Origin of the sequence: Salarchaeum japonicum (assembly GCF_049705945.1) — an archaeon.
GTDB classification, from domain to species: domain Archaea; phylum Halobacteriota; class Halobacteria; order Halobacteriales; family Halobacteriaceae; genus Salarchaeum; species Salarchaeum japonicum_A.
On the sequence record NZ_JBNAMV010000004.1, the window covers coordinates 761,898 to 780,330 of the forward strand.

Genomic DNA, 18,433 nt, shown 5'->3' on the forward strand with positions numbered 1-18,433 from the left:
CCGACGCGGTATCGAGTAATAAAGTCGTGGGTTAGAGCGTGTTCGACTCGATATCCCGTGGGAAGTACGTGAGTTGGTCCGTGCCGTCCTCGGTGATGGCAACCGTGTCTGAGTGCCGGTAGCCGTACGTATCCGTGTAGATACCGGGTTCGATGGTGTAGACGTGCCCGGGTTCCATCGTGCCGTCCGCGCCCGCGTCGATGTACGGCGGTTCGTGCGCGCCCAGTCCGATGTTGTGTCCGACGTGGTGCTGGGCGTGCTCCGCGACGCCCTGCTCCTCGAAGTACTCGGCGACGATGTCGTCCACGTACGCGAGTTCGACGCCCGGGCCGAGCGCCTCGATGGCGATGGTTTGGGCCTCGTGCATCAGTTCGAAGTACTCCGCCTGCTCGTCGGTTGGCTCCCCGACGAACATCGTGCGTTCGAGTTCGGAGTGGTAGCCGTCCACGTTCGCCGTCGCACCCGTCACCAGCACGTCGCCCTCGCTGAGACGCTCGTTGGCCGTGTGACCGTGCGGGAGGCGGGTCTGCTCGCCCGCGATGTACCCCGCGTGCACGGGACCGTCGCCGCGCGTGCGCACCGCGTACTCGTCGCCCAGCGCGTCCAACATCGCCCGCGACCCCTCCATGGACGCGCGCTGACTCACCGTCACCGGATGCGCGCCCGCCTCCGTGTGCTCCGCGAGGTAGCGGTGCGCGAGGTTCGCCCAGCGCGCCGACTCCCGAATCAGCTCGACCTCGACGTTGGATTTCGCGTACCGCATCCGCGACACCCAGTTCTGGGACTCCACGTCCACGAACTCGGAGAGCGCCGGCCCCTCGTAGCCCATCACGCCCGGCGCGCCGTCCATGTCCGCCGCCACCGACGACGCGTCGAGGGCGTCCAGCATCCCCGCCGCCGTCTCCACCGGCGCGCCCTGCGGGTAGTCGAAATACGAGTGGACCGCGTCGATGCGCGGGTTCTCGGAGACGCGCTCGACCTCCAACCGCGGCACCGTAATCGCCACCTCGTCCAGCGTCACCGCGAGCACGACCGGACGCTCCGTCTGGATGTGCGCGAACCCCGACACGTACTCGATGCTCGTCGCACCGAACCACACGCCGGCGTCCACGCCAGCGTCCGCGATACGGTCGCGAACCGCGTCCAACCGCCGGTCGAACTCGCTCCCGGGAACCTCCGTATGCATACGCGGAGCGACCGCAACCACCCCGAAAAAACCCCGCTTCCCGGAAAACCGCCACCACGCCCTTCCGACCACACGACGATACTCCAGACGTGAACACCCACACCAAAGTCCTCCTCGTCGGCGCCGCCGTCTTCGCACTCCCGATTCCCGGCACGTTCGTCCTCGGCGCACTCATCCTCCTCACCGGCACCGCACTCTACGCACTCCACGAATAACCGCGCCAAGACCCCTGTTCAACCCGCGTTCGCACGCGGCGCTTCCAAAATAGGAATCAGCAGCGAGAAGTGTCCATACCCGTCGTTTACGGAGTTTCGGCTTCTGCGTGGAATCGACGGGAGGAGAAGTCCGCCCTCCCCGATTTGAAACGCGCGAGACTCCCGTTGGTCGTCTCGCTGTTCCCCGTTCGCTCCGCTCACGGGGACGGGGGCAAGCCGGGCTACGGAGTACACGCGTACTCTCCGCGGTCAGGTCTCAAAACAAGACTATGACCGCACAACACACTCTCGAACCCCTCGCTCCTGAACGGGCGAAGACGATGTATAAACACGAACGGGAGGGAGAGGTCTCGGAACGAACGCTCCAAGCACACCACTATCGACTCGTTCACTTCATCCGGTGGTGCGAAACGGAAGGAATCGACAACATGAACGACCTGACAGGGCGCAAGCTTCACGAGTTCCGGCTGTGGCGGAAGGAAGACGGCGACCTCAACGCTGTGTCTCTACGCACCCAACTTGAGACCCTGCGGGTATTCATCAAGTTCTGTGAGACCATCGACGCCGTCCCTCAGGACCTTCACGAGAAAATCCTGCTCCCAACTCTCTCGAACGACGACGAACAACGCGAAGAGATACTACGCACCGAGCAAGCGGAAGCTGTTCTCGAATACCTTCGCCGCTTCGAGTACGCATCTCGAACCCACGTCATCCTCGAACTACTCTGGCATACCGGGATACGACTCGGTTCACTCCGAGGGATTGACCTCGATGATATAGACCAGGAGAAAGAGCGCCTCCGAGTTCGACATCGGCCCGACACCGAGACCAGCCTGAAGAACGGGTCAGAGGGAGAACGGCTGATTGCGCTCCGGAGAGACGTGTGCGAGATGCTGGAGGATTGGATAGACCACCAGCGGCCTCCAGAGAATGATGAGCAAGGCCGTGAGCCACTGCTAACGACCACTCAGGGACGCATCGCGGGGACGACCATCCGGGAGACCGTCTACAAGGCTACCCGCCCCTGTTACTACGGCGACGAGTGTCCACACGACAGAGACCCCGACGACTGCGAGGGAACGACGTACGGGTATCACAGTCGATGTCCATCAAGCGTCAGTCCCCACTCAGTACGCCGGGGAAGCATCACCCATCATCTGACCGAGGATGTCCCGGAACAGGTAGTGAGCGACCGAATGAACGTAGGCCAAGACGTGCTCGACAAACACTACGACAAACGGAGTGAGGAAGTGAAAGTCGAACAACGGCGAGGGTATGTAGACCAGATATGAGTTCGAACACAGGACAGAGATTGACGGTCAATCCATTGAAGACGGGCAAGCAAGCTTCGCGTGTAGTGTCGACCAAAGAAACATATCCCACCGTCAGAGGAGGAATAGCATGAACGACGACGAAACGCCGCGGAAAGCGAGTGCAGAAGAATTGATTGACTGCCTCAAATCGCTTCCCGACGAGAAGGTCTCGGCAGCACGAATAATGAGCGAACTACGGGACTCCGACAGCCAAATCAGAGAGGCCCTGGATGAACTCGTTGTACTCGGTGAAGTCGAGCTCTGTCAACGACGAGGGACGGGACCGAGAGTGTGGTACAAGCATCGTGAGACGCTGTCTGAGGACTCTCCGAGAGAGGTAGCGGACTACATTTGGCGGTGCTACGTGAGCGAAGACCGAAGTAGGCGGATAGCTGACCGATGCTTCCAGCGGCGCAGTGACGCGCTACAACATCTGGAGAAGTCAGCAGTTGTCAAGCCAGATGATTTCGAGGCTGTGCCATATCTGGATGGCGTCTGGCGAGCATCAACGAAGGGAAAAGAGGGCTACGCAAGGATGACCGCAGTAGTGAGAAAAGAACCAGTGTACCGAGAGCAAGATACGTCCGACCAAACACAGGGCCAGCTCCAATTGTAACGCCGATTACCACCACACCCGAGTCCCCAACATCCTATATTTCTGTTCGGCGATTGTTGACGTCGACTCAGGCTTCTGCCAGAGCCGTATTAGACGGAGGAGGCCATAGAAGTCTCCATAGGGCATTTTTCGATGATTGTACTTGGACAACGCTCGCTAGGTATGCGTGCTTATTCAGCAAATTCTCAATCCCGTTTTCGAAACGAATTGGGGATCTGTATTACCAACTACTGGCGTCCGTCGCGGTACTCGCTCAGTTCTATTCAAAATCCCTGCCGAAGATTTTCGTCTTGGCATCGAATGCTTCCGGAAGTTCGTTGATGGTGACTCCGATCACGGTGGGAAACACATTATTCGGCGTTTTCGCGATGGCACGTGCGACTTTCCGCTGATTTCGCTCTAGTGTCGCATGTGGCCCAGTCTTTACATCTACTGGGAACACTGCTTCTACGTCGCTGTGTGCGAACTCGTGATCGACTTCTTGTTGTGCTTCTTGTGAACTCCAGCTAATAGTGATCCGCCCGTCAGCATGCCAGACCAGCTTTTCCCCGTCTTCGTCAGTGGCATTGAAGTAGACATTCCTACGAACCCGTGCAGTCGGTCTCGGGTTCTCCCCGACATCATTTAACGAAGATAGAAATCCAAAAAGTTCGTCGACTATCGGTTCTGGGGGTGCTCGGTTCCCCAGAATTAGCGCCTCTCCGATTGCGCCTTTCGTATTCGCTTCTACCTCAATTCGAGTCATAGCTAATAGAAAACTCCGGGATAAATAATTCCGGGTAGTGTTCTTTCTACGCTGTTCACGAGTTCGGTGTCTCTCCATCCAACAGTTCGACCATCTACGGTTGCCCGACCATCCGAGAACCCCACTTGCTCGTTCTTCAGACCCTATACGCCTGATATTCTGATATACCACTACCGCTCAAGGACGTCACAGAACCCGTAGAGCCTAGTGAGGAGTTGTATTCCCCATACCCCTCGGAAGGTGTTCGAGGCTCTTCTGAGTGTGTGTATGGTGCGCTGCACCGTCCCTGGCAACCCTCTAATCAACATCGGCGACCCAGGGTATGCTGACAACCGAAACCCACAATATCGCGAAAGGTGAAGCAGAATACTTCCCCGAGAGAGTGCGACCAGATTTTCCTGTGACTTGAGGGGGTCCCGGAAGTCTGAACCTTCAGTTACCGTTCCGCCGGGGTTCCACGAAACCAGTTCAGGAAGTGAAGCGGCCAGCGCAGACGTGAAACTTGGTCGGAGACAGTAGACTGCTTTCGATCAACAGACGACAACTCTCGTGGTCGAATTGTGTTCACATGGTCCAGCGGGAGGACGACAGGCAAAGGATAACTACGGCCAGTGTAATTGACGGCGTACATGGATTCTGAGCAGGACGTCCTCCCAGGGACCGAGGAAGATGGGACACTCGAACTCGATACCCTAGAAGCCCATCTTTGGGAGGCTGCTGATATTCTACGCGGTAGTATTGACGCCGCAGACTACAAGAACTACATCTTCGGTATTCTCTTCCTGAAGCGCATCAACGACCGGTTCGACGAAGAAACCGAGGAAGTCGTCGAAGAGGAAGGTATCGACGAAGAGATTGTGCGGAACGACCGCGGCCTTCACGAGGAGTTCTGGGTTCCTGAACGCGCCCGTTGGGACCACATCACCGCCCAAGACACGGACATCGGCGCGGCCCTGAACAAAGCCCTCGAAGCCGTCGAAGACGAGAACGACGAGATCGCCGACCGCGTCCTCACCACTGTCGACTTCAACGACAAGGAACGCCTCAGTGACGCGACGCTCGACGAACTCGTCACACACTTCGACAAACACCGATACCGGAACGCGGACCTCGACGACCCCGACATCTTCGGGCGGGCCTACGAGTACCTCATCCGGCAGTTCGCCGACGACGCTGGCAAGAAGGGCGGCGAGTTCTACACGCCCCGCGAAGTCGTCCAGCTGCTCGTCGATTGCGTCGACCCCGAACCCGGCGACCGCGTCTACGACCCCGCCTGTGGGTCCGGCGGGATGCTCATCTACTCCGCGCAGCACGTCGAACAGGAGGGGGGCGACCGCGAAGACATCTCCCTGTACGGCCAGGAGAAGAACCTGAACACGTGGGCCATCGGCGAGATGAACATGCTCCTCCACGAGCTCCCGGACGCCCAGCTCGCCAAGGGCGACACCATCACCGAACCGAAGTTCGTCACCGAGCACGACGAACTGGAACAATTCGACCGCGTCGTCGCCAACCCGCCGTGGAACCAGAAGAAGTGGTCGAAGGACTGGGTGCAGGACAACGAACCATACAACCGCTTCCCGTACGGCCTCCCGCCGTCGAACCGTGGCGACTGGACGTGGATTCAGTTGATGATTGCCTCGCTCAACGAGACCGGGAAGGCTGGTATCGTGATGGACAACGGCGTCCTCTTCCGGTCGCGCTCGGAGAAGAAAATCCGAAAACCGGTCTTGGAAGACGACCTCATCGAGGCGGTCATCGCCCTCCCAGAGAACCTCTTCTACAACACCTCCTCACCCGGTTGTCTTCTCATCTTCAACAAGGACAAGCCCGAAGAGCGCGAGGACAAAGTCCTCTTCATCTACGCGGAGGACGAGGAACTCCGGGAGTCCGGCACACAGATTTTCGAGGAACTCTCGAACCAAAACCAACTCACCGACGAGGGCGTCGAGTACCTCGCGGAGACGTACCTGCGTGGCCGCGAGGAGGACCACCACAGCCGACTCGTCGACATCGAAGAAATCGAGGAGAACGACTGGAACCTCAACGTTCCTCGGTACGTCGACACGACAGAGCCCGAAGAACCGATAGACGTCTCGGCGAAACTGGAAGAGTTGGACCGGCTGAAGCGCGAACGTGAGGAGACGGACGCGGAACTGGAGGAGTACATGGAGGAGCTGGAGTACCGATGAGTGACGTTGTCGAGACGGAGCGTGAATCGGGGACAGTAGCCCGACTCGGTCCCCGGCAAGTCTCTATTCCGGACGACTGGGAGGCTGTTCCGTTCGAGGAAGCCATCGATCTGAACCCCAGCTACGACAAGCCCGACGAGGGCACGTTTGACTACCTCCCGATGGACGCGGTGGACGAGGAGATGCAGACCATCGAGTACTGGACGCAACGGGAGAAAGACGACTGCACCACGACGTGGTTCAAGAACGGGGATACCGTGTACGCGAAAATCACGCCCTGCACAGAGAACGGAAAAATCGCGTTCATCGACGGTCTCGATACCGAAGTCGGGTCAGGATCCACGGAATTCCTCGTATTCCACCCGCGGGAGGGCGTGACCAACGAGCGGTTCGTCTACTACCTCGCAAACCTCCCGGAGTTCCGCTCGGTGACGATTTCGCTGATGGAAGGTTCGACAGGACGGCAGCGTGTTCCGAGTGACGTATTCAGCGGCGGTTTAGAGGTTCCGCTTCCTCCGCTCCCCGAACAGCGCCGCATCGCCGACATCCTCTCGACGGTCGACGAGCAGATTCAGCGGACGGAGGAGATTATCGAAGAGACGGAAGAGTTGAAGCAGGGGCTACTTCAGAACCTATTGCGGCATGGAATGGGTAAATCCAGTATAGAGGAGCGCCGTATTGGTCCTAAGGAGTTTACTTTCCCAAAGAATTGGAGGATTGAACAAGTCGCCGACCTACTATCAGACGAAACTGAGGGAAAGCCATTGCGAGGAGGGCCACCGGGTGGAAAAATCCATAAAGAGGACAGGTCGGAGGGAGGATACAAACTCTATACTCAGGAAGTAGTAACAAAGAGAGATATAGACTTTGGCGGTGAGTACATAACAGAGGATCTATTTGAAGAGTTGAAGTCTGCCGAGCCAAAGAGTGGAGATATACTGATAACTCGTGCAGGGACGGTCGGAGAGGCGATTGTTTTCCCAGAAGGTGCAGCCCGAGGGATCATTGACTCTGCACTAATGCGGCTCCGGCTCGATAAAAGTATCTGCGACCCTCGTTTTATCGCATTGTTAATCGACGAATCCAGAGTAGTCAAGGACCAGATTGAGGCGATGACTCAGAGCGGCGTCGTTAGAAACCTCAACAACCGGATTATAAAACAGCTACAGATACCGATCCCTCCGAAGGAAGAACAAGAACGCATCATATCCATTATTTCAACTACTAACGAGAAAAGAGAGAAAGAGCGTCAGACCAAACAGGCCTATCAAGAACTCAAGCGCGGCCTAATGCAGGACCTCCTCACTGGCAAGGTTCGCGTGAACACCGAATAACGATGTCTAACGAGTACGTCGACACGGAACGGCCCGCGCTCGAAACCCTCGCCACGCTCGGCTGGGAGGTCTGCGACCAGCAGGTCGAGAACTGGGAGGATCCACGCGAAACCCGTTCGTCGGTTGTACTCGAACCGCGTCTCCGCGACGCCGTCGAGAATCTGAATCCCTGGCTCTCAGAGAATAATCTGAATCAGGTGGTTCGCGAGATTCAGCAGGTCGCGGGGACGAGTACGATGGCCGAAAACGAACAAATCCACGAACTGCTCGTTCGGCACACGTCCGTCAAACAGGACCGCGGACACGGCCTGAAACATCAAACAATCCAGTTCATCGACTACGAACACCCCGAGAACAACGACTTCTTCGCGCTGAATCAGTTCAGCGTCGAGGGCGACATCGAGACCATTCGCCCCGACATCACCCTGTTCGTCAACGGCCTTCCGCTCGGCGTCATCGAATGCAAGTCACCGACCGTCGCCGAACCGCGGAGCGACGCGCTCGAACAACTCCATCGCTACCAGAACGAACGCACCAAGACCGGACGGGAGGGCGCAGAGGAGCTCTTCCGATACAATCAGTTCTCGGTTGCGACGTGGTACGAGGGCGCGGTGATGGGCACGTACGGAACGCCGAAGAACCAGTACAAGCCGTGGCGTGACCCCTACCCGCTCGAAGACGACGACCTCGCAGGACTGTTCGACGTCGACTACGTCACACCCCAGCACCGAATGCTGTACGCGCTCTTCGACCACGAGCGCCTGCTGGACCAACTCCGGCACTTCACGGTGTTCGAGACGAAGCAATCGGGGCCGGTGAAGATGGTCGCGCGCTACCAGCAGTACCGCGCCGTCCACAAAGCCCTCGAACGCATCAACAAGCGCAGCCAGCACGAAGCCCAGGGCGGCGTCATCTGGCACACCCAGGGCTCCGGGAAGTCGCTCACGATGCTCTTCTTGGGACTTAAACTCCGCCGACAGAAGCCCGACCCCACACTGTTGTTAGTAACGGACCGGTCCGCCCTCGACAATCAGATACATGCAACCTTCGAACGCTGCGGATTCCCGAACCCGCGAAAGGCCGAGGACATCGAGGACCTACGTGAGAAACTCAGTCACAACGCCGGCGAAACCATCACGACCCTGATTCAGAAGTTCCAGACGACCGAGGACGAGGAAGATGACTTCCCCGTGCTCTCAGGGGACGACGACATCTACGTGATGGTGGACGAGGCGCACCGAACCCAGTACAGCCAGCTCGCGAACAACATGCGGACCGCCCTCCCGAACGCGTTCTACGTCGGGTTCACCGGAACCCCCATCGAGAAGGACGAACGCGACACCCGTCGGACGTTCGGGAACTACGTCGACACGTACACCATCGACCAATCGCTCGAAGACGACACCACCGTCGAAATCCTCTACCAGGGACGCCTCGCCGACATCCACCTCGAAGGCGCAGACCTCGACCGCGTGTTCGACCGTGTCTTCCGAGACTACGACGAGGACGAGAAAGCGGAGATCAAGAAACGCTACGCTCGCGAGAAAGACCTCGCCGAGGCCGAATCCCGCATCAAGCGGGTCGCCCTCGACATCGTCGAGCACTTCGAGGAACAGATCGCGCCCCCGTTCAAGGGAATGGTCGTCACCCCGAGCAAGCGCGCCGCCATCCAGTACAAGGAGACGCTCGACGAACTCAACGGCCCGGAGTCCCGCGTCGTCATCTCCCACGACCACAACGACCCCGAGACCGTGAAGCAGTGGGCGCCGTCCGACAGCGAACTCAGCACGTACAAAGAGCAGTTCGTTGACCCCGACGGCGAGGTCGAACTCCTCATCGTCTGTGACATGCTCCTGACTGGGTTCGACGCACCGGTCGCGCAGGTGATGTACCTCGACAAACCACTCCGCGAACACAACCTCCTCCAGGCCATCGCTCGCGTAAACAGACCGTTCGAGGACAAGAACCACGGCCTCATCGTCGACTACTACGGCGTCTCCGACGACCTGAAGGAGGCGCTCGCGATGTTCAGCGCGGACGACGTCGACCGCGCGATGATTCCCTTCGAGAACAAGGAACCCGAACTCGAAGCCGCGCACAACAAGGCAGTCTCGTTCTTCGACGATCTCGACGACACTGAGGCATGCGTCCAGACCCTCGAACCCGAAGACGTCCGCATCGAGTTCATGAACGCGTTCAAACGCTTCTCGAAACTCATGGACATCGTCCTCCCCGACCCTGCAGCGAATCCCTACAAGCAGGACCTCGAACGACTCAGTGACGTCTACGGTCGAGCGAAGGAGCGCTACCGCGACCAGTCCATGAACCTCGAAGGATGTGGAGCCAAGGTTCGGGAGCTCATCCACGACCACATTCGGTCGTCCGGTATCGAGGTTCTCAACGACGAACCGGTGTCCGTGATGGAGAGTGGTGAGTTCGAGAGGCACATAGAGTCCTTACAGGATGACGAAGCACGGGCGAGTGAGATGCAGCATGCGATCAAGCACGAGATCAACGTCCGGTACGACGAAGACCCCGTTCACTACCAATCGCTCCAAGAGCGCGTGGAGGAGCTCATCGAGAAGTACAAGGAGGGGCGCCGAACGGATCAAGAGGTCATCGAGGAACTGCGTAACGTCTTGGACGAGATGCGGTCACGCGACCAGCAGGCCCGCGAGAAGGGGCTTAGTGATTCGACGGAGTTGTCGTTCTACCACGCGCTCGAAGACATCCTACAGACCGAAGAACGGGATGTCGAGGAGGAGGACCTGCTGGCGCTAACAGGTGAAATCGTCTCGGAAGTCGAAGAGGTCGTGTCCGTGGTGGAGTGGAAGCGGAAGGTGAACGTTCAGAACAAACTCCGTAAGCGGGTGAAAATACAGCTCTACAAATCGGACTTGGAACTCACGGAGGAGGAGCGGGACGCGCTCACGAACAAGATCATCGAGCTCGCGCGTACTCACTACGAATGAAGCGTCAGTACCACATCGGTCAGACCGTCGTCCCTTACGAAGTCAACTGGTCGGCGGACCGCGAAACAATCGGCCTGTCGGTCGATACCTCGATGGAGTTGACCGTGACCGCGCCGATGAGCGCAACCCACGATGACGTCGAAGCCGCGCTCGACGAGAAACAGCCGTGGATTCTCGAAACCCTCTACGGACTCGGTGAGCAGAAGGACCCGCCGCTGGATAAGGAATTCTTGAGCGGGGAGAAACTCCTCTATCGCGGCCGCCAGTACCGTCTAAAGGTTCAAGAAGGGGATGTTCCCGAACCGACGTTGTCGTTTGACGGGAACACGTTCACGCTGCGAGTGCACCGCTTCGACAAGCCGGGGGACGATGTGAGCGTGCGACGGAAGCGCCAGGCCGTCGTCGACTGGTATCTTGAACGTGCGAGGAGAGAACTGGAGGAACGTGTGGAGACGCACGCCTCGAAGCTCGGTGCAACAGACGCCACAGTAGATGTCCTTGATCTCGGTGACCGCTGGGGGGAGTATCACGAGGGGACGGTACGGCTCCACTGGCGGTTGATCCTCGCACCCGTTCGGATTCAGGACTACGTTGTTGTTCACGAACTCGCCCACGAGAAACACGACGAACACTCACCGGGCTTCTGGAATACCGTCGGGTCAGTCGTTCCCGACTATGAGGACCGCCGAAGGTGGCTGCGATTGAACGGGAACACCCTCACAGTTTGACTGAAGAGTCCAGCAGAGGTTCGGAAGTTTCCAACCGCACTGGGCGCGACTGGGGGTTCAGACGCAGGGATTTTCCAACGTCCGCCGTCTGAAGGTTCAGACGAAATTTGCTGAATAATACGGATTGGGTGTAAATTCCACCAATTTATCCCGAAGTAATAAGATATTGTGGACTAATTGTAGTACATGGTAAAATCTCAGCGAGCAACTTTGAAGGTTCAGACCTCAGTTCGAGACAAAGCCCGAGTCACAAAGGCCAAACTCGACCTCACCTGGTCTGAATTTCTTGAAGAAGCAGCCAGACAGCTCGACCCTTAGAGAACTAACTAAGACGCCACCGAAAACCGGGGAGAACCAGTCCCCGAATAGGCGTGGTCGCCTGAACCCTCAGACAGGAATACCACAATGTCCAATAAGAAGTCCAACCACAAAGTTCCGACGAATAGTTCGATCAATGGCCTCAAACAGGTTCGGAAAAGAGTCGTATCCCACATTTCCGATGCTCTGACCGGGAATGACGCAGTACTCCTCGAAGCACTCCCTGCTACCGGAAAAAGCCGAGGACTCGTGAAGGCCATCGAGCAAACCGGAGAAGCAGTCACGGTCTTTACTCAACGAGGACGCAAAGAGCAATACGCTCAGTATAAACAATGGTGTGATGCGGCCGGGTTAAGCTGTAAAGTGATTCCGTCTGCAGATGAAACGTGTCCTACGTTCCAGGGAGATTATGGAGAAGACCAACAACGAAGAGTCCAAAAGCTCCGAAACGCCGGAGGTACTCCCCGCCGAATTCACCGCCACGTAGACCCTCCCTGCAAAACCGAGGGAGACTGTCCGTATGAAAATGCGCTCGACTTCACGCCGGCTGACTATGATGTCCTCGTCGGACATCCAACCCACGCATACGTCAAGCGGTATCTCGAAAACCGGATTCCTGTCTACGACGAATTCCCGGCAGGAGCATATCTTGAAAAAATCCCAGACACCCCGAGTGCCATAACCGATTTCCTCGGCTCACACAACCTCCCTTATCAGGACTTCCACGACCTCCTTAACGGCAGAACAGATCCAGCACGCCGAAGGAAGGCGCTCCGGAAGCTATCATCCACCCAATTGATGGATGAAAAAGGGTTGTTCCAGGAGCAAAGTCCGGCGGTTCACAAGCTGGCTGGCCTATGCGTTTTGACACTATTAGAGGGAGAGGACCTCGGAAACGGATGGGAACAAGCCATCCTCGGGAAGTGGAAGGTAGGGGTGTACGACCAAGGAAATGCCGACATATATATTCTCAATCCGCCGGATTTGCCCGAAACCATTCTCGGTCTCGATGGTACACCGACCGAATCAATGTGGAATATAGCACTGGGGCTCTACGATCGACGGCAGCGGCGACTAAACCCTCGTACAGTCCTCAATAAGAGAGAACGCCGGGAGTACATCACGGAAATACAGAATATTCGAATCATCCCCACCACCACCCATGTCAGACCGTATTCTGGTGTGAATACAAATCCGAAGCGTGACGCCGCATTACTACATGAGGTGGAAATGTCGACTGACGGAGACGTGGGAGTGATATCCTCCAGACAAGGAATTGACGACGTGAAGTCGGAGCTGGATAGCTTCGGGAACTGGAAGTCAACCCATTTCGGGAATCTGATTGGGTCAAACAACCTCGGTAACGTAGAAACTGGAGTTATCTTGGGCTCTACGCACTATGGTGATGAGTTTGTTAAGAGGTGGGGAGCGCTCGCAGGCGAGTCTATCAAATCTAACGGGAAACAAGGGCTCAAAAAGTCCTACGGTGAGTTTGGGGATGAGATTCTCCGTCATATGCGTGAACATAGAGTTCTTCAAGCCCTTTTCCGATTCGGCCGTATGGGTACTCCAACAACTGTTTATGTCGATACTGCCGCGATGCCTAACTGGATACCTGTCGAAGCTAACCCCCGAGACACAAATATCACACCCTGGAAATCCGCGGAAACGAGGTTTGACATCCTCACACACCTTCAGAAACAAAGCCAGGCATCGACAGGAAAAATCTCCAAAAAGGTTGGGTGCTCATCGCAGTATGTCCGCGATGTGTTGAACGGATACGCAAAGAAAGGGATTGTTGAAAAGCGAGAGAGGCCACACGAACCCGGAGGTGCAATAATCTGGGTCGACCAAAGCAGTGACGCCATCAATCCATACGGGGAAGTTGTTCTACCGGACCACAGGAAAGCAACCAGGTATTCCAAACTTCGCCCTTATAGTAATACAAAGGAGAGAGTTGGGAATAGCCCTCCTCCTTCTCTTGGTTCCTTGAGAAAGAAAAGAGAGCAGAAAAAGATGGGAGAGGCTCAGAAGCGAATGCGTCGATGGAGTAGACAAAACGAGATGGAGAGGTGGTACTGGTCCTGAATGAAATCCCAGTACGATGGTGAACAACCGAACCCACATTTGAGAGACCATGGGGTCTGGATAGGCCCTCATAGTCACACCGCCCGATAGCTGGAATCAACAGCGGCGCTGATTAACTGGAGGACCAGTTAATAAGCGGGAAGAAACAGCCGTCAGAGTTCGCCAGGTGAACTATTCTGTAACGGGATGCCTGAAGTACTGGAATGCCAGCGACTATCAGCACGACTCCACCTTACCGGCGTCGGAGTTTCGGACTTAAACTGGTACTGGCTGAGAGTCCAGACGAACCCATCCCAAATGCAGAGAGCGACTTCAATATAGGCACATCCTGTTGCCTGAAGGTTCAGCCAGCTATCCCAGAGACGGTATAGGGCATCTTTGTAGGGAGCGAGCGCAATCCATTCAGGCTACGGGGGGCCCTCAGTCGGTCTGAGGGTTCAGACACAGTTATTCGAGATCAGTGAGCGCCAAAAGGAGATACTCACCGTTCTGAGTTAATCCGTACACTTTCTTCCCTTCGGACTCCTCGACGACCTCAATCATTCCCTCTTCACGGAGTTCCTTCAGGTGGGTGTAGATATACCCGTGGGAGAGACCCAGTTTTTCCGCGAGCAGATACCCGTGCGCTGGCTCCTCCTCCAACGCCTCCAAAATACGTACCTTCGTCTCCGGCACTAGACCCATCTGTTTGAAACTGCTGACCGGTAGCTCCGAAAGTGGTAGAACAGGAATCTCTGAGGGGTCAGACATGCCAAACAAGTAAATAATCCAATTGTGTATGCGCAGGTATAGCCACATGAGAGAGCTTGGACTAACTATTCGGATGGCTGTTGCCAGCACTGTTTTACTAGTAGTCTATTTAATCGTAGGCATCATTCTAGCCGGAATCGGGGGCATATGGTTAGCAGCGACAGGTCTCCCCGTCCTTATCCTACTACAATATCTACTCAAAGTTCAGTTGCCACTGTGGAGCGATAGCACCGGCGAACTAACCAAGGAGGACGCACCGGAGCTACATAGGCAGGCCGAGCATCTTGCTGAGGAGTTCGATATTAGCAAACCGTCGTTGTATGTGGCTGATAGAAGTGACATGAACGCCTTTGCGCTCGGACGACAGGGCAGTGGGAAGGTTGTTATCCACCGGGGTTTGCTCCAACGGATGTCGCCTGATGAGGTTGAGCCCATTCTTGCGCACGAATTCGCACACCTTAAGAACAGAGACTCGATTTTGATGGCGCTTGGAACCTCTATTGTGAGTATTGTTTCTGCAGGCCTTTTCCTCCTCTTCGTCATCGCCTCATTAGACTCCGACCGTCCGTGGCTCGTTCGCATCATTGGTGGGGCCGTGAGCGCCTTCGTTCACTTCTTCCTGCAAATTTTTGTGGGAATGATGTCTCGGTACCGCGAATACGTTGCTGACGAAGACGCCGTCCGAGCGACAGGAAAGTACGACGGGATGCGAAGAGCCCTATCGAAACTGCAGTCCGAGAAGCAGCGTGTTGATGTGTCTGACACGAGCGCTACCCGGAGTGCCATCAATTTCGTGGATTTTTCGGGCGGGATAGCGGACCTCTGGCTATTCAGGACACATCCCCCGCTGGATAAGCGAATCTCTCGGATTGAACGACTAGAGTCGGAGGTAGTGACTGATAGCGTGGATTCTCCTTCGACGACCACGCGATCAGATACTTTCACCACTACCGATGCCGATGAGTCGGCTGAATCCCTCACCGATAGGGAACTCCTCAGCCGGATTCAGTCGATGGATGAGTATGAGTTTGAACACCTCGTTGGTGACCTCTGGGAGGAAATAGGGTGGCGGACCTCGGTGACAACCGCCTCGAAGGACCGAGGGGTAGACGTTGTCGCTGAGCGCGAGTCTCCCTATTACCAAAAGCAAGTAATTCAGGCAAAGTGCTACAGTTCCGGGAATACAGTCAGCAGTAGCGAGGTTCAGCAGTACGCTGGACTTCACCTACAGGAAGACAACGTAGATGCCGTTGTCGTCGTAACCACCAGTCGGTTCACTTCGGACGCTCGGGACGTTGCATCCGACTCGAACGTCAAGCTGGTTAATGGGGGAGACCTCTGCGAGTTGATTCGGACCCTCGACACGGACATTTCGATAGACCGATTGAGTAGCTAAGATAGACCGAGTTCCACAAGTACTCTCACGCCACGGTTCTGTACCCTACAACGGATTTTTCCGCAGATAGGTCCTCAACCCCTTCCACCGAGAAGAAACCGCGCATAGAGTCAGTTGGCCTGAGCCACAGTACCTGTGCGACACTCTACACTCGGGGGGAGACCAATCTATAACAGGTTGGCCTGCGTTACTCTAACTGAGACCTGACTAGGAGAGTTCACCGGGGTACGTGGTCGACTCACGAGCGGATTTCGGCTGTGCGCGGCGTGAACGCCGCGCTGTGGTGCGAATGTAGTCCGCTTGGTGAGAAAGTCCGCCCTCCCCGATTTGAACGGGGGGCAAGCCGATCTACAGTCGGCTGCTCTACCAGTCTGAGCTAAGGGCGGTCGCACTCGTTCATAGCTGCTGATTCGGATAAAAGGGTTATCATTCGGTCGGCGTGTGACAGTGTCCGACAGCGGCGGTAGGTTGATGTGGGATACGTGGATAGTTCGAGGTGAGTCGATGAGTAAGATAACGTTCCGTGCGGACGACGACCTCGTTCGGGCGGTTGAGTCCCTGGACGCCTCGAAGAGCGAGGTGATGCGGGACGCGCTCCGCCAGTACCTCGACGAGCGTACCGAGGGGGCGGAGCGAGGGGCGTCGCGCGCGGAGCGTCGGTCGTCGGACGGCGACCGCGGGTCGTTGGACGCGCTGGTCGCGGAGCGTGTGGACGAACTCGTCGCGGAACGCCTGGGTGGCGCGCAGGATATCAACGTAAACGTCACCGTTGACGGCCAGACGACGGATTCGGGGCGTTCGACCGAACGTTCCGAGCGTGTTGACGCGGGTGCGGAACAGGAACGGGAGACGCCGGCGTCGTCGCGAACGTGCACGCAGTGTGGCGAGGACGTGGCGGCGGAGCACGTGTACTGTCCGAACTGCGGGGAGAACGCGAGTAAACGCGCGTTCTGCGAGTGCGGCGGTGAGCTGCGGGCCGAGTGGGCGTTCTGTCCCGAGTGCGGCCGTCGGGCCGCGTCAACGGGCATCGTGGAGCGGTGAGGTACTCGTTCTCAGGCCCCATTAACTATTTACGTGATTACATAGATTGTTGGGACACGTAAGACGGTCGTCTTACACGGAACCCGTCGGCTGTGGCGCGGTACGCCGCATCCCGGAATCAGTGTAAGACAAACGCCGGCTTACTGGGGAAACAAACAATGGAGCGTGTGACTCTCCGAATACCACGGCAGCAAATCGAGGAGGTCGAGCGGATGGTCGAACGGGGTAAGTACCCCAATCGCAGCGAAGCCATCCGATCCGCCGTCCGAGAGATGCTTGATGAACAGCAAGAGAACAGCCCGAAAAACTGGGCCAAGGTGTAAACAATGCAGGATATAGTCAACGAGGCCCTCGAGAACGCCGAGAAAGAGCAGCGAGACATGAGCGACGCCAGCAGCGACGGCGACGAGTTCGGCGACCCCCGAATCGTCATCGTCGGCTGTGGCGGCGCCGGCAACAACACCGTCAATCGCCTCTACAACATCGGCGTCGAGGGCGCTGACACCGTCGCCATCAACACGGACAAACAGCACCTCAAGATGATTGAGGCCGACACCAAGATCCTCGTCGGGAAGTCCCTGACGAACGGCCTCGGCGCGGGTGGCGACCCCTCGATGGGCGAACGCGCCACCGAAATGGCGCAGGGCACCATCAAGGAAGTGCTCGGCGACGCGGACCTCGTGTTCGTCACCGCCGGCATGGGCGGCGGCACGGGAACGGGCGCGGCTCCCGTCGTCTCCAGCATCGCGAAAGAACAGGGCGCAATCGTCGTCGGCATGGTGTCGACGCCGTTCAACGTCGAGCGCGCACGCACGGTGAAGGCCGAGGAAGGCCTCGAAAAGCTCCGCGAGGAAGCGGACTCAATCATCGTGCTGGACAACAACCGCCTGCTCGACTACGTTCCGAACCTCCCGATCGGCAAGGCGTTCAGCGTGATGGACCAGATTATCGCCGAGACCGTGAAGGGTATCTCGGAGACCATCACCCAGCCGAGCCTCATCAACCTCGACTACGCGGACATGACCGCCATCATGAATCAGGGCGGCGTCGCCGTCATGTTGGTGGGGGAGACCCAGGACAAGAACAAGACCGAGGAAGTCGTGAAGGACGCGATGAACCATCCGCTCCTCGACGTGGACTACCGCGGCGCGTCCGGCGGACTGGTCCACATCACGGGCGGCCCCGACCTCACGCTCAAAGAGGCCGAGGGCATCGCCGACCACATCACGGAACGCCTTGACGCGTCCGCGAACGTCATCTGGGGCGCGCGCATCCAGGAGAACTACAAGGGCAAGGTCCGCGTCATGGCAATCATGACGGGCGTCCAGTCCGCGCAGGTCCTGGGTCCGAGCACCCAGAAACAGGCGGACAAGTCCCGGCAGGAACTCCAGGACGTCGACACGAACCCGTCGCGTGACGTGGACGCGCAGACCCAGACCGGGAGCACGGGCTCCGAATGGGGCGCGCACTCGGACGGCGGCGAGGACGAAGTCGAGCAGAACAACGGCCTCGACGTCATCAGATAATCGGACAGCCGGT

Annotated in this window: 15 protein-coding genes and 1 tRNA gene; 12 read left to right on the forward strand and 4 right to left on the reverse strand. The window is 57.3% G+C overall.

Annotation, left to right across the window (positions count from 1 at the left end):
• Nucleotides 1-31 precede the first annotated feature (31 nt).
• Nucleotides 32-1,186, reverse strand: coding sequence for a M24 family metallopeptidase (locus ACOZ4O_RS05785; RefSeq protein WP_424524365.1), 1,155 nt, complete (start codon nucleotides 1,184-1,186; stop codon nucleotides 32-34).
• Nucleotides 1,187-1,275: 89 nt separating this feature from the next.
• Between ACOZ4O_RS05785 and ACOZ4O_RS05790 the strand changes: the two genes are divergently transcribed.
• From ACOZ4O_RS05790 to ACOZ4O_RS05800, 3 genes are all read left to right on the forward strand, one after another.
• Nucleotides 1,276-1,401 (forward strand): hypothetical protein, encoded by a 126-nt coding sequence (locus ACOZ4O_RS05790; protein ID WP_424524366.1) that lies wholly within the window; start codon nucleotides 1,276-1,278, stop codon nucleotides 1,399-1,401.
• 269 nt (nucleotides 1,402-1,670) lie between these two features.
• Complete coding sequence (locus ACOZ4O_RS05795; RefSeq protein ID WP_424524367.1) at nucleotides 1,671-2,693, forward strand: tyrosine-type recombinase/integrase; 1,023 nt, start codon at nucleotides 1,671-1,673, stop codon at nucleotides 2,691-2,693.
• 109 nt (nucleotides 2,694-2,802) lie between these two features.
• Nucleotides 2,803-3,330 (forward strand): hypothetical protein, encoded by a 528-nt coding sequence (locus ACOZ4O_RS05800; protein ID WP_424524368.1) that lies wholly within the window; start codon nucleotides 2,803-2,805, stop codon nucleotides 3,328-3,330.
• 259 nt (nucleotides 3,331-3,589) lie between these two features.
• Here ACOZ4O_RS05800 and ACOZ4O_RS05805 read toward each other — a convergent pair whose 3' ends face one another.
• Nucleotides 3,590-4,075, reverse strand: a complete 486-nt coding sequence (locus ACOZ4O_RS05805) for a hypothetical protein (protein ID WP_424524369.1) — start codon at nucleotides 4,073-4,075, stop codon at nucleotides 3,590-3,592.
• Nucleotides 4,076-4,704: 629 nt separating this feature from the next.
• On the opposite strand from ACOZ4O_RS05805, the gene ACOZ4O_RS05810 reads away from it, so the two are divergent.
• From ACOZ4O_RS05810 to ACOZ4O_RS05830, 5 genes are all read left to right on the forward strand, one after another.
• Nucleotides 4,705-6,267 carry a type I restriction-modification system subunit M gene (locus ACOZ4O_RS05810; RefSeq protein ID WP_424524370.1) on the forward strand — a complete coding sequence of 521 codons (1,563 nt, stop codon included), beginning with the start codon at nucleotides 4,705-4,707 and terminating at the stop codon, nucleotides 6,265-6,267.
• Nucleotides 6,264-7,601: a restriction endonuclease subunit S gene (locus tag ACOZ4O_RS05815; protein WP_424524371.1), complete on the forward strand. Its 1,338-nt coding sequence runs from the start codon at nucleotides 6,264-6,266 to the stop codon at nucleotides 7,599-7,601. The genes ACOZ4O_RS05810 and ACOZ4O_RS05815 overlap by 4 nt, the downstream gene beginning before the upstream one ends.
• A gap of 2 nt (nucleotides 7,602-7,603) precedes the next feature.
• A complete protein-coding gene (locus tag ACOZ4O_RS05820) occupies nucleotides 7,604-10,573 on the forward strand; it encodes a type I restriction endonuclease subunit R (RefSeq protein WP_424524372.1) in 2,970 nt (989 codons plus the stop codon).
• Entirely contained in the window at nucleotides 10,570-11,301 is a 732-nt protein-coding gene (locus ACOZ4O_RS05825; RefSeq protein ID WP_424524373.1) for a M48 family metallopeptidase, read from the forward strand. The genes ACOZ4O_RS05820 and ACOZ4O_RS05825 overlap by 4 nt, the downstream gene beginning before the upstream one ends.
• 405 nt (nucleotides 11,302-11,706) lie before the next feature.
• Complete coding sequence (locus ACOZ4O_RS05830) at nucleotides 11,707-13,707, forward strand: hypothetical protein (protein WP_424524374.1); 2,001 nt, start codon at nucleotides 11,707-11,709, stop codon at nucleotides 13,705-13,707.
• A 447-nt stretch (nucleotides 13,708-14,154) separates the two neighbouring features.
• On the opposite strand, the gene ACOZ4O_RS05835 is transcribed toward ACOZ4O_RS05830, so the two are convergent.
• The gene (locus tag ACOZ4O_RS05835) at nucleotides 14,155-14,457 is read right to left on the reverse strand and encodes a winged helix-turn-helix domain-containing protein (RefSeq protein ID WP_424524375.1); all 303 of its coding nucleotides are present in this window, start codon (nucleotides 14,455-14,457) and stop codon (nucleotides 14,155-14,157) included.
• Nucleotides 14,458-14,530: 73 nt separating this feature from the next.
• Between ACOZ4O_RS05835 and ACOZ4O_RS05840 the strand changes: the two genes are divergently transcribed.
• Nucleotides 14,531-15,853, forward strand: a complete 1,323-nt coding sequence (locus ACOZ4O_RS05840; RefSeq protein WP_424524376.1) for a M48 family metalloprotease — start codon at nucleotides 14,531-14,533, stop codon at nucleotides 15,851-15,853.
• Between the two features lie 312 nt (nucleotides 15,854-16,165).
• On the opposite strand, the gene ACOZ4O_RS05845 is transcribed toward ACOZ4O_RS05840, so the two are convergent.
• Nucleotides 16,166-16,239: transfer RNA gene (locus ACOZ4O_RS05845), tRNA-Tyr, on the reverse strand.
• Between the two features lie 118 nt (nucleotides 16,240-16,357).
• Between ACOZ4O_RS05845 and ACOZ4O_RS05850 the strand changes: the two genes are divergently transcribed.
• The 3 genes from ACOZ4O_RS05850 (at nucleotide 16,358) to ftsZ (ending at nucleotide 18,420) form a co-directional block, all read left to right on the forward strand.
• On the forward strand, nucleotides 16,358-16,894 hold the full coding sequence (locus tag ACOZ4O_RS05850) for a double zinc ribbon domain-containing protein (protein WP_424524377.1): 537 nt from the start codon (nucleotides 16,358-16,360) through the stop codon (nucleotides 16,892-16,894).
• Between the two features lie 158 nt (nucleotides 16,895-17,052).
• The gene (locus tag ACOZ4O_RS05855; protein WP_145844010.1) at nucleotides 17,053-17,217 is read left to right on the forward strand and encodes a ribbon-helix-helix domain-containing protein; all 165 of its coding nucleotides are present in this window, start codon (nucleotides 17,053-17,055) and stop codon (nucleotides 17,215-17,217) included.
• A gap of 3 nt (nucleotides 17,218-17,220) precedes the next feature.
• A complete protein-coding gene (ftsZ, locus tag ACOZ4O_RS05860; protein ID WP_424524378.1) occupies nucleotides 17,221-18,420 on the forward strand; it encodes a cell division protein FtsZ in 1,200 nt (399 codons plus the stop codon).
• Nucleotides 18,421-18,433: the final 13 nt, after the last annotated feature.